A 13174-nucleotide genomic window follows, 5' to 3' on the forward strand; every position below is an offset into this window, starting at 1 on the left:
AATTGTTGTACCAAAAAATCAATATTATGAAAGGCAAATAGAAGTCACTATTTGCCTTTTTATTTGTTTTTTACACCTTTAAAAAATGCATCGATATCAGACGCAACATTCACTTCATTTGCAAACCACGGATGTAACTTCATTAACACTTTTATGTGTGTTATTTCCTGCCCGTAGACTAACGTCTCAACAGTATCCCCGTTTGCAGTCAGAGCCTCTTCCATTAGTTTTTGATTAAAGAGACCTACCGTAGTATCGCCTTCGGAGTGAATAAGCAATGCGGGTGGTTCATTACCGTTGACATGATGTTGAATTTTCATATCATCGAAATTTTCTTCACCAAAAACATCAATATACTCTTGCGCTTTAGGCGTGAAATTATACGGGCCAGCAATTCCTGCTACGGCTTTTATAATTGATGTTGATTTATTCTCCACCGCTAAATATTGGTCATTAAATGCGACCATAGCTGCAATATAAGCACCGGCAGAATGTCCCGTAACGAACATATTTTTAACATCCCCACCAAACTCGGACACATTGTCATTTACCCATGCCACCGCTTTCGCACCATCTTTCACAAACGTTGGATATTTTGCTGCCGGGTAAAGTGTGTAATTAGGGATCACAACAACGTAGCCTTTTTTCACAAAGCTATCGGCCACAAAGGTAAAGTAAGCTTTGTCTCCCCAACTCCAACCGCCTCCGTAAAAAAATATAATGACAGGACGCTTAGTATTGTCTTTCCAATCGGCGTTGCTATAAATATCAAGCTTTAAGCCTTTGTTAGTATCAAAAACGATGTCTTTTTGTACGCTCATATTTGACAATAATGAAACACCAGTATTGAGTATGTTAAGCCCAGTCACGGTGCTGTCTTTTATGAATGCAAAAACTAGAACCGCAACAGGAATGAGTGCAATAACTATTAATATTCTTTTCAATCGACGCTCATCTTTTTATTGGTAAATAGGTTATTACGGTTATAACGTCACTTAGATCATAACTTAGATCGAACTGAGTTCATTATTAACATCATAACGAAAATAAGAAAGCAGCTAAAAATAACATCATGAAATCACACGTTATAGCGATCATTACGGTGATTTAATGCGATGATCACATTCAACACCACCCCACATCCTATCGATAACACTAACTGATAAAACGATACGACAGATAATGAAATTAACATAATGGTCAAATCGGCTCCCATTAATAACCACCCTGCTTTAATCGAATACTTGTCTTGTAGATATAAAGCTAAAATATTGAATCCGCCTAAACTGGCTTTATGGCGAAATAAAATAATAAACCCGACACCAAACAGAAAGCCGCCAAAGATAGCTGCATAAACTGCATTGAGCGATTGGATATCAATAAACTTGCCGTGTAACGATGAGAATGTTGATACAAGGAATACCGCTACGAAGGTTTTGAGGGTAAATATCCAGCCCATGCGACGAAGTGCGAAGTAATAAAAGGGTAAATTAATAAGAAAAAATACCAAACCAAATTGAATGTCGAGCTTGTAGTGAATTAAAAGTGATAAGCCAGCCGTACCACCCGTTAAAAGACCCGCATGCTTTAAAAAAACAACACCAAAAGACACTAAACTGGTGCCGATTAATATTGCCATTGCATCTTCAAACCATCGATGGCGGGTTAATATTTCTATTTTATTTAATGCAGAATCTGACATAAAAACAATATCCTTTTATTAAGTTGTCAGTTATTTATTAGGTCGACGATACAATCAGTGAACCCATTAAAAAGGGAATTAATGAACGAGTACAAAAATGACTCAATACTAATACCACTCACAATAAATAGCTTATCTATTTTACTTGTTAAAACAGCCCACTTCCTCGTTGTAAATTTCGTAAAGGGAATGGCCATTAAAGTATTAACATCTTTTGGTTAATTCTCCGATAGACGATTAACGAAGTTAATCTTCGAAAGGCTCAATTTACGCCTTGAATTGAATTGTTTTTCCAGCGCAAAATTTAGATAACATATTTAATGTAATCGGTATAACTCCCATTCACTTTAGTCTGGCAGAGGCCATTATTTTAACTAGTTAATACTCATTCATTTTAGCTAGGTAAAATATGTGCAACACAAATTTTATTACCTGATGGGTCGCGTAAATATGCAAGGTACAATGTTTTAGCGGGACCAATTCGGATACCAGGAGGCTCTTCACAAGCAGTTCCACCATTAACCAAACCAACTGCATGCCATTTATCGCCTACTTCTGGACTCGCAACTTTAAAACCGATTGTCATGCCATTACTAACCGTTGCTGGTTCGCCATTAATAGGTAAAGTCAGCCCTAAGACACCTTCAGAAGTGAAATAAAAACAACGCCCCTTTTCATCGATTACGCCTTCTGGGTAACCTAACACTGCCATGGTGGCATCATAGAATTTCTTTGATTGCTCAATGTTATTTGTACCTAGTACTACATGACTAAACATTATATATCCTCTGTTAGTATTCAAATATGCGCTTCATACTTTAATCTCTTAATCCTGAATTGTTTAGTAAAATTTAAATAATCAATATATATAAAATCGTAATGAATTAATTGTATCGTCATGTGCACCACGTTTCAGAGTCTCGTGTTAATATAAACCAAAGTCGTTTTATTCTTTTGACCTTTTTTAAAAACCAGCCATGTTTAGCACTTTAAAAGCTGTTTAGTAGATTGATTAGTTAATTGTTTGATTAGTGAATACCGTACTAACTTGAATTAATCATGCTGAAAGATGACCTCGATACTTTTATTCCGCTAACAGTTCAAGCGTTCACAAGAAGAGAACGCACTCATTAAAAAATTCAAAAGCTCAAGGATAGAGATATGATTATTATGGTGGGTATTAACAACTATCAACAGAAAGGAAGTGGATATTTATTTAAGGTGATTAAATGAATATGAGCCTTCTAAAGAATAACTTTCCGACTATCGCAATATTAACCAATATGATGGCAACCCCTTTTTCTGAAGGTATTATTTTTGGTGCTAAAGATTACGCTCAGCAACAACAATATAATACTCTCTGTTTTAGTGGGGCAGAATTTGCTAAGCCAGCTAAAACTAATATGTCTCGAGACCGAATATTTGAGCTAATTGATAAAGATGCCATTGATGGTTTAATTATTCCCATGGGCGCACTGAGTCGCTTTATTTCATTGGAACAACAACTGCTATTTTTAGAACAGTTCTCTCATATCCCCGTGATCACGGTGACGAGTTCTATCCCAGGTTATCTCGATGTTGGTTATAGTCCTCAGCAAGGTATTGAAGATTTAGTCACACATTTGATCAATCAACATCATGTTCAACGTTTTGCCTTTGCAGGTCCAACAGGCGATCATCTTTCTAGCCAACGTAAGAAACAGCTTTTTGAAGCGACATTAGAACAGTATGGAATACATTTTGACCCTGGCATGTATATCACCAGTGATATGTCCACTAATGCCTCAATACCAAGGCTTGATGAACTACTAGAAAAACCCAAGCAAGAATGGCCTCAGGCAATTGTAGTCAGTACCGATAGCCAAGCTATTTCAATCATCTCATCGTTAAAAAAGAAAGGTATAAAAGTACCAGAAGATATTATTGTGACCGGTAGTATGGGCAATATGAACAGCCTTTTTGCCGATCCACCACTAACCAGTATTATTGAACCCACCTATGATCTGGGATGGTATGCAGCTAAAAAACTAATTGATATTATTGATGGGAAGGTCATCACCGACAATACAGTACTGCCAACATCATTAGTCGTAAGACAATCTTGTGGGTGTCATCAAGCTGATATGGGGTTATCTCAATCATCTAACTTAGTTAATGCAGAGCATTCTGAAAAAATGCTAACAATAGAAAATATTCAAATGGAGTTAGCGCAAGTCATTAACCACCTCCCATCAGATCAACGAGAATATGCTCCCCCTGATATTGCTTCCACATTATCAACAATGCTACTAACGGACTTACAAGATAAAGAGAGTTATCAGTTAATTGGGTACTTTAGTGACCTATTAGAATCAACGTTAAAAACAGACCAAATATTCTTATGGGGTCAACTTACGCAAGTTATCCACCATCGATTAATACAGTCAATTGAACGTGTTGAAAACAAAAGTAAATCTATCAATATTGCGAGTGATCTATTTAAAATAGTACAGCAATGCCATGTAAAAGCAGGCCACTATCGTAGCTTTGAAACAGAACAACAGCTTGGTACGATGAGGGAAATCGGCATTCAATTAAATTCAGAACTCAATTTTGATGAAATAGCACTGCAATTACAGCAGGACTTACATTTTAATGATTGTTATATCAGTATTTTTGAAGACTTAGGTGAAGATAAAACACAAATGAATTGTGTATTTGCAATGCATGATAAGCAACGCTTGGCGATATCTAAAATCCCCTATCCCGCTTCAGAATTAATTCCACCCAATATTAAAAACGATAACCCATTATTTGCTTTAGTTATTATGCCGTTATCTTTTAAAAAAGATTTTATTGGTACTTGTATATTAGACCTTGCTGTACGTAAAGGTGTTATATATGAAGGGTTACTCACTCTGTTCTCCTCTGCTTTAAAAAATCAGATTCACGTCAATCACTTAAGTGAAGCTGAGAAGAAGTTTAGTGACATTGCTCATAGTGCCTCAGACTGGTTGTGGGAAATTGATACAGAAGCACATTTTAAATACAGCTCAGATGGCGTCGAACAAGTATTAGGCTATTCCCGTGAAGAGATTATTGGTCAGCCGATGACACATTTTATTGCTAAATACGCTACAGACGAACTACAAAAACTAATAAAATCGATGCAAAATCAAGATGAGCTAGCAGGTCTTGAAACACGTTACCAACACAAAGATGGCAGTGAAAAAGTACTGCTTGCCACGGGTAACCCTATTATTAAATATGGGAAAACCATTGGCTACCGTGGCGCTTATAAAGATATTTCAGAGCTTAAGGCACAACAAGCGCATATTAGAATGCTTGCATACCAAGACCCTCTTACCAACTTACCTAATCGAGTATTATTCAATGAACATTTGAACAGAATGATCTCAACATCAACACAGCAGAAACTTGAATTTGCTTTACTATTTATCGATCTTGATGGGTTTAAATTAGTGAATGATTCATTAGGGCATGATGGTGGTGATTTATTATTAATAGAAGTGAGTAAGCGATTAAAAAAATGTTTACGAAGTGAAGATATATTAGCCCGTTTTGCTGGCGATGAGTTTATTCTGATATTACCGAATATCGAGCATGACCAATTTGCAGCGGACATTGCTAGAGAAATCGTAAAAACATTATCCGTCCCAGTGACCATTAAAGAACAAGTTGCTTTTATTAGCGCCAGTATTGGTATTGCAGTATTCCCAGAGCATGGAGAACAATCAGAAATCTTATTACAAAGAGCTGATAAGGCGATGTACCTGTCAAAACACAGTGGTAAAAACCAGTTTTCTTTTTATCAACAAGGGTTAGAAGATTCACTTAATCGAACCGCAAAGATTCGTCATACCTTGCATACAGCACTGCGTGAAAATGATTTTTTTCTTGTATACCAACCACAAGTTAAAAGTACTACTGGTGAAATATGTGGTGTCGAAGCATTGCTCCGTTTACCCGCAGAAAAGTATCATGGCCTTAATCCACAAGAATTTATCCCTTTAGCAGAAGAGGCTGGTTTAATTGAAGAAATTGGACTCCGTGTTTTTAAAAATGCCTGTATACAACAACAAAAATGGATCCGTTCAGGCATTCATTTAAAATGCTCTATTAATGTTTCAGCAAAACAGTTTCAAAATAAAAACTTAGCAACTGAATTCATTAATATACTTGAAGAAAGACAAATAGATCCAAGCACCATTACATTAGAAATCACAGAAAATGCGGTTTTTGATAATCATCAAAAAGCACAAACGACTTTACAACAATTATCTGATTATGGTTTTACAATTGCCATTGATGATTTTGGAACAGGCTATGCGTCTTTAAGTTGCCTGCATAAAATACCCGTAGATATTATAAAAATTGACCGTTCATTTATTCATGATTGTGCTAATAACGAAGAAAACGCGAGCATTGTTCCTGCAATTCTTATGATGTCCAAAGGGCTTAAATTAAAAGTAATTGCAGAAGGTGTAGAAACACAAGAACAATGGGATTTTTTGAAGAACTTAGATTGTGAAGAGTTACAAGGTTATCTATTTTCTAAACCCGTTAAAGCGCAAGACATCCCTATTTTATTAGAAAATTGGAGCAAAAATAATAAGCATTAATTGTTAGTCTAGTTAGCCTTTCTAAATTAATTTTAAGGCGAGTAGATTTTCGCTTATGGAGTATGACAACACCTAATCGTTGTTTAACACTTCGTCCTAATGACAAATAACAATTGAACAGGAATGTGAATTTTCGTAACGAATATTTATGAAAACATAAAAACGCGCAACCCAATAAAATAATTAATTTACGATAAAATCGTAAGCTAAAATCAACCTCAGTAAGCGATTATTTTTAGTTTAACTATTTAAATACAATAGTAGACGAGGTCGTTGGATTAAGTTGAAACTTATTGTGAAGCGCTTGTTTTTTATTAGTCGCAGTAATGTCGTAGTGTTGCAGCTTTTGAATTCCACTAAACAATTTGACGTTAAAACTGACTTTAGTAGTGAGTGTTGGTAATGAGTAACGTCCCATAATCGTCAAGTGCTCGACCTCAGAAGTATTTTGATGAGATGTAGATGGATTAAGTAACAAACCATCAATATTAAACTTGTTATTAACGTCTGATAAGTAAACGTTATGCATCACATTCGCACTTATCTCTGTTCTATGTGCATTAAATTCATGCAAAGAAACATGTCCATCTTTGTTATCATCAACGCCCTTAAAGGCAGAAATAGGTAATGACAAAACAATATAAACATTATCATCAACAAAGTTTAGCGTACCATTTTCAGCCACCATCAAATGAGCAGAGCCCATAACCGGAGTAATTAACAGGCCAATACTGGCTGTAGTTATTAGTATATTTTTAAAAAACTTCATTTTATCTCACATTTTTTCAGACGATGTTTAAAACTACTTTTAAGACGATGCTTATCCAATATATCTTTCATACTTTTTTAAGGCTTATTAGCAAAGTTAAAGCTGGCCTTTTACACAACGTTGAAAGTATGGGTAACTATCTGTTGCATAATAATGATAAATCCCAGCAGGAAACTCCGGAGTAACACCTACACGACCATTACACTCATCAAGATCACCGAAACCTTCAACATATTCCCAATCCTGCAAAAATGAACCAAGTGCATAGATATCAGTCGATGGACGACTATCACTAATGTCACTGACTAATTGATAACTACCAGTAATAAGTTTAATGTCTGACGTTGCATCACCTGCATCGGAATAACCGTACCGAGCGTAAATAGGAAAGCCGTCAGCAGCCCAACCAATTAATGTAATGATCGAGCTATCGCCACCTTGAAGCGCAATAAACCCTTCTGGCATACCATGATAATGATAAGCTCCATCAGGCTGAACGTGTGCATTATTACTGTCAGTACCAAAATCAAATGCATCTTGACCTAATGCTTCAATACTCCAATTACCACTGTTATCAATTAAGCTACAACTGTCTCCTGAGTCATCACAACTCCCTGCTGTGCCTGCATCAATTTTAATACCATTTAACGCCACACCTATATTGCCACGCGGCCCACCTAAAGTAGTCGAACTTGTTGTTTCAACAGGTGTTAAGGTAAAGCTTTCACTGACTGATTGTTCATAGATAGTATTTGGATTATCTTCGTTAGGAAACTCTCCGACATCATGGTCAGGAATACCATTAGCCACTAAATCACGAGTATTACTACTGCAACTCCAGTTAGAAGTACTTGTTGCCTGTACTGACTCTGAATCGTTATATTCGCTGTATGAGTAGTCACATAACACTCCATCGGTTGACTCTGTAGTAGACTCTACGGTTGTTGTTTCTGTTGTTGTCTCAACACCTGAACCACATGCGACTAATGAAAAAGTAATAGCAACAACGGACAATTTTTTTAATATTTTTACTGCATTAACACCATAATTTTGCATTGTATCTAGCTCAAATTAATTAAATTTAAGCAACAATAACGATTAATTGTGCAAACACCGTGCAAAATACAATAATCGACTTAAGTAAGTTGAAATACTTGAGGTAACAAGCTAAAAATGGATTATTTAAATAAGGAAATGGTAGTCAATATTGAGAATAAAAAGTAGCTAAAGCAACGTATTACATCGATTTCCTTAAATATATTATCTAAAATTTCGCTGGAAAAACAGTTCAATTCAAGGCGTAAATTGAGCCTTTCGAAGATTAACTTCGTTAATCGTTTATCGAAGAATTAACCAAAAGAGGTTAATGCTTTAATGGCTGTTACCTTTACGAAATTTACAACGAGGAAGTGGGTTGTTTTAACAAGTAAACTAGATAAGCGTTTATTGTGATTGGTATTTGGCTCTTTATTATTCAAAGAGCCTAAATGTAGGCAATCTAACAATTAAGCAGTCACTATTAAGCAGTTTCAACCGCCCTTTCCATTGGCTTTCGTTGCACCATCGTACTAGCTGCAATCAATGTAACGGCACCCACCAATTGAATTTGTGTCATTTCAACACTTAAAAATAACCAGTTAATAAAAATAGCGGCGACCGGAAAAAACATTTCAGCGAGTGTTGCCCAGTGAGCAGGAATACGCTTTAAGCCTTGGTAGTAAAAATACATACCTAATACACCAGAGAGCAAAGCGAGTATCGCTATTTTTTGTAAAACACTTATCTCTACCGTTGTGATTAGGGTTGGTGTCATAAAGGCAAAAGGTAACATCCCTAATAAACCAAAACTAAAACGGCCAGCCATTAAGTCCACGCTATCTAAACCTTTAGTGCTGAGTTTTTTACCGAATACTGTGGCACATCCCCAACTAACTACGGCAAATAAAGCAAGGCCATAACCTAATAATGCATTGTTATTATGTTCTATATTGCCTTCTTGAAAACTAGCGGAGAGGATTTGTAAATCTGGCCAAATAAGTAATAAGCTTCCCAATAAAGCAAGACCTAACCAGAAAAAGAAGCGAGGATTGATTTGTTCCTTTAATAAAACACACGCTAAGGTCACAGCAACTAAAGGCTGTAGCTTTTGCAATAAAATAACCACGGTTGGGTTAGCGAGATAGAAAGCTTCGGTAAAAGCCAATGTTCCAAGAGCCGATCCAAAAACACCAATCACAATAAATGGTAGTAAGGTTCCACGACTTAAAAAGCTTGGTTTACGACGCTTAAATACAAAAATACCAATCAATACAACAAATACAATTATGTGTTCAAATAACACTATTTGTTGCGCACTGGAGCCACCAAAAAGTAAGGGGTAGCGAATTAATGTATCTGCGGCCCAAAGTAGGCACGCGAAAAAAATAAAGATAATACCTGTCATTACATTTCCTAAAACAAAAAAGGAGAGAAGGACAGAGCTTGGAAAGAACATGATTCAATAGGATCAAACAAATCTAATCACTCAAGAATCCAACAAATAGACTTAAATTTTACAGTACAAAAATCGCCGTAAACTTATAGCGTGATGACGGATAACTTTAGGTACTTAAACCATGCTAATAAGCACAGGGAAATACCCTGTGACTAAAGTAACAAAGACAAATGACAGAAATAATCATGCGCATAAGTCATCGCCTAGCCTGATCTGTTTTCACTCTATAATAAATCTATCTGTTATCGATCTTCTTCCATCCGGACTATAACCGTCGGCTTTGGCGTCTCACCAAATCTGCTGACCCTAGCTTTATCAAAAGTTACCTTGATAAAGCTAGGCGCTCGTGGGCTCTTTTACTAGAAAATTATATTCTGTAAAAATACCACCGGTGGGGAATTACACCCCGCCCTGAAGTCGAGTTAGCTAAAGGACCTTTACTCATTGTTATGAACAATAAATAAAGTCGTTTAACTGATTGTTATATTAATAAGGTTTTTTTAAAAAACAAGCTAAATGATGGAGTTCACACTTTATTCTTTATAGGCAATGTTTATTAGACAGGCTTATTCGCTATTTTCTTAGATCTTTATTATTTCTGCATCGATAACCTATAGCGGGTTAAAGCAATGCTTCAAAGCTAAAAAAACAAAAAAAGCTTAGTCATAAAAAAGCCTAGCTCAGTTAGCTAGGCTTAAACATATACTTAAAAAGTACATTTAAAAAATGCTTAGATTAAAAAAGTAAAAACACCATTTCATCGGCTATTTTTAAAGATAACCTCAACATTTACATTAAAGAGTTTTTCTTCATTAACGTTTCATCAACACCTTTTAGCTTCATTTCATCCATAATGAAGTTCACCGTATTTAATAAACGTTGCTCACCTGTGGGCATTAAGTAACCAAACTGGCTTTTAGTAAACGGATTTTCTTCTCTCACCGCTTGTAGCGTTTTATCTATTGTTTGGTAATACAGTGCTTCTGGCGTTTCAGTTACCATCACATCAACTGTCCCTGCTGAAACAGCTTTAGGTACATCCAAGTTATTTTCATACTTTATTACAGTCGCTTTAGTTAAAAACTGCTCTGCAAATTTCTCATTAGTCCCACCGATATTCACACCAACTTTAACACTAGGTACATTCACTTCTTGTAACGTATCGTATTGCGCCTCTTTACCATTAGCCACTAAAAATACTTTACCGAATGTCATGTAACCTTGAGATTGTTCTGCGGCTAATTGACGGGACATACGACGTGTAATCCCTCCCATTGCGATATCATATTTACCATCTTTTAGGTCTGAAACTAAGTGCTTCCACGTGGTATTTACAAAGCGAACTTCCACACCTAGTTGCTCTGCAAAATGTTTTGCAACGTCAACATCATAACCAGAGTAGTCACTACCATCAAAATAGGTAAAAGGTTTGTAGTCGCCCGTAGTGCCGACAGTTAAGACACCTTTTTCTTGAATATCGTCAAGTAGATCTGCTTGAGCATTAAAGCTAAAAGAGGCAATGGTAATCAAAGCGATATGAGATAGTTTCATAAATGTCCTTATTTTAGGTGATAGTTGTTAGTTACATTGGTATTAATATTGAGATTCGCATTAATATTGAAATTGCTCTTGGTGAATTACTATTTAAATCGAAACGAGATAACTCATCAAGAATAATGCATCAGAATCATGAACTTAGCTATCCAATATTTAACTTTAACCGTTTAAAAAAGATAAAAGAACGTTAGCTTATTCACTAACGTTCCATGTCAATCTTATAAAAGAGATTAAGACTGTAATAAAAACTGTGTAGCGCTTATTTAGCAGCTGCACCCGTTAACGCACTTAATACGTTAGACACTTTTTTTATTACCGGATCACAACCTTCAATACTGTGTCTTTGTTTTAGGTATTCAGGGTCGTTATATGAAAGCCATACTTTGTTATCTGCATCTTTCCATACGAGCACTTTTTGAGGTAGGTCAATGGCCATTGTTTGTGCGCATTGCATCAGTGGTGTTCCCACTTTAGGACTACCAAAAAGAATAACTTCAGTTTCTCTTAAGGTTAAATCCACACCGGCGGCATTCTCTTGATGATCAATACGTGCAAATAAAGTTAACCCTTTGCTTTCTACAATTGAGGCAAATTTATCAGCTGTTTCTTTTACTGAATGTTTACTTTCAACAGAGATTAATCCATCTGCGGCATTGGCATAACTTGAGATAAAAAGTGATAAAAATAGTAACGTAATAAATTTTTTCATGATTATTTCTCTTTATGTGAGTTTTAAATAAGTATGACGTTAAGGGTAAAGATAAATTAAAGTACCATCAAATTTATAATGCGGCTAGTTTACTTTATAGATATTGAGCAATGAAAAACATTAACAATTTTACAGCGCTCACATATTTTGATAGTAGATAGGTTATTGCATAAAGGATGATTAAGACGACTCTTTACGTTTAAATATAAATATTAAACAATCGTTGCTAATGCGTCGGATAAACGTTGTGTATTAACCTTGTCAGTAAGGCCAAAACGAAGTGCATTGTTTTCATCGGTTAACCGTACATAGACAGCTTGCTGACATAGTTGCTCATATACAACCGGTGCATTAATTAAAAACACTGTAATGAATAAAGCATTAGCTTCAACACGTGCACTAGGAAGGTATGTTTTCAATAACTGTTGCATGATGTGACTTTGTTGATCGAGACGTTTATTTTGCTCAACTTGCCATTGTTTATCTTGCAACGCTTGCTCTGCAATAAATAAAGCAGGGCCATTAATAGACCAAGGACCAATACTATTTTTAATCGTTTCACACCATGCTTGAGTACTACAGGCAAAGCCAATACGTACGCCCGCTAACCCAAAGAACTTACCAAATGAACGTAATACGATCACATCGTTATGCGCGAGTTGATGATTAATAATATGGGGAATAAAGCTAAATGCTGGAGCGAATATATCTGCAAAGGCTTCATCAATAATTAATAACGCTTGTTGTTGTTCGCAGTGCTTTTTTAAGCTTAGAAGTTGTGAAACGGTAAAGGTATCTGTGAGCGGATTATTCGGGTTAATCACCACAACAATACTATTTTTCTCGATATTGCCCGGTAAGCATTGTTGATAAAAGTGTAATTGATAACCGGCTTTAGACCAAGCTTGTTGATGTTCTTTATAACCGACCTTAGGTAGATAAGCGTGTTTGATTTCAGCATTTTCCACTCGATTATTTTTTACATCGTACTTTTCACTTTCCCTTTGATTTAGCTTTTCATTTAACTTTTCAGTCCATAGTTCAGGGAGCTTTTCTATTAACTGCTGGCTTCCCGCGACAGGCCAACAAAAATCAGCATGGTAATAATGTTTAGCCGCTTCAATGAGAGATGACGATATAGTCGGAAGATCTTGCCAAGCTTTAGCTGGAATGACTGGAATACCATAGCTGAATGGCGCAATACCCGTTGATAGATCTAACCATTCATTTTCTGGAATTTGGTATTGTGTTGCAACACGACTGAGTTGACCTCCATGTAAAATGGCCATGATTTACTACCTTTTTAATTGATAAAATGAAT

At 35.9% G+C, this 13174-nt stretch carries 10 protein-coding genes and 1 riboswitch; of the genes, 1 reads left to right on the forward strand and 9 read right to left on the reverse strand.

What is annotated here, in order from left to right; genetic code table 11:
* Positions 1 to 59: 59 nt before the first annotated feature.
* The 3 genes from GQR59_RS13045 to GQR59_RS13055 form a co-directional block, all read right to left on the reverse strand.
* Entirely contained in the window at positions 60 to 944 is an 885-nt protein-coding gene (locus GQR59_RS13045) for an alpha/beta hydrolase (RefSeq protein ID WP_236546761.1), read from the reverse strand.
* Between the two features lie 134 nt (positions 945 to 1078).
* On the reverse strand, positions 1079 to 1702 hold the full coding sequence (locus GQR59_RS13050) for a YitT family protein (protein WP_160063384.1): 624 nt from the start codon (positions 1700 to 1702) through the stop codon (positions 1079 to 1081).
* A gap of 394 nt (positions 1703 to 2096) precedes the next feature.
* Positions 2097 to 2480: a VOC family protein gene (locus tag GQR59_RS13055; RefSeq protein ID WP_160063386.1), complete on the reverse strand. Its 384-nt coding sequence runs from the start codon at positions 2478 to 2480 to the stop codon at positions 2097 to 2099.
* A gap of 457 nt (positions 2481 to 2937) precedes the next feature.
* Between GQR59_RS13055 and GQR59_RS13060 the strand changes: the two genes are divergently transcribed.
* Positions 2938 to 6324, forward strand: coding sequence for an EAL domain-containing protein (locus GQR59_RS13060; RefSeq protein WP_160063388.1), 3387 nt, complete (start codon positions 2938 to 2940; stop codon positions 6322 to 6324).
* 244 nt (positions 6325 to 6568) lie between these two features.
* Here GQR59_RS13060 and GQR59_RS13065 read toward each other — a convergent pair whose 3' ends face one another.
* The 6 genes from GQR59_RS13065 to GQR59_RS13090 form a co-directional block, all read right to left on the reverse strand.
* The gene (locus GQR59_RS13065; RefSeq protein ID WP_160063390.1) at positions 6569 to 7093 is read right to left on the reverse strand and encodes a hypothetical protein; all 525 of its coding nucleotides are present in this window, start codon (positions 7091 to 7093) and stop codon (positions 6569 to 6571) included.
* A gap of 96 nt (positions 7094 to 7189) precedes the next feature.
* Positions 7190 to 8149: a YHYH protein gene (locus GQR59_RS13070; RefSeq protein ID WP_160063392.1), complete on the reverse strand. Its 960-nt coding sequence runs from the start codon at positions 8147 to 8149 to the stop codon at positions 7190 to 7192.
* A gap of 463 nt (positions 8150 to 8612) precedes the next feature.
* Positions 8613 to 9536 carry a DMT family transporter gene (locus GQR59_RS13075; RefSeq protein WP_160063394.1) on the reverse strand — a complete coding sequence of 308 codons (924 nt, stop codon included), beginning with the start codon at positions 9534 to 9536 and terminating at the stop codon, positions 8613 to 8615.
* Between the two features lie 294 nt (positions 9537 to 9830).
* A riboswitch (FMN riboswitch) is annotated at positions 9831 to 10010 on the reverse strand.
* 366 nt (positions 10011 to 10376) lie between these two features.
* The gene (locus GQR59_RS13080; RefSeq protein WP_160063396.1) at positions 10377 to 11138 is read right to left on the reverse strand and encodes a transporter substrate-binding domain-containing protein; all 762 of its coding nucleotides are present in this window, start codon (positions 11136 to 11138) and stop codon (positions 10377 to 10379) included.
* Between the two features lie 265 nt (positions 11139 to 11403).
* Positions 11404 to 11853: a DUF302 domain-containing protein gene (locus GQR59_RS13085; protein ID WP_160063398.1), complete on the reverse strand. Its 450-nt coding sequence runs from the start codon at positions 11851 to 11853 to the stop codon at positions 11404 to 11406.
* A 212-nt stretch (positions 11854 to 12065) separates the two neighbouring features.
* A complete protein-coding gene (locus tag GQR59_RS13090) occupies positions 12066 to 13142 on the reverse strand; it encodes a threonine-phosphate decarboxylase (RefSeq protein WP_160063400.1) in 1077 nt (358 codons plus the stop codon).
* Positions 13143 to 13174 lie beyond the last annotated feature (32 nt).

Origin of the sequence: Psychromonas sp. L1A2, assembly GCF_009828855.1 — a bacterium.
Classification (GTDB): Bacteria; Pseudomonadota; Gammaproteobacteria; order Enterobacterales; family Psychromonadaceae; genus Psychromonas.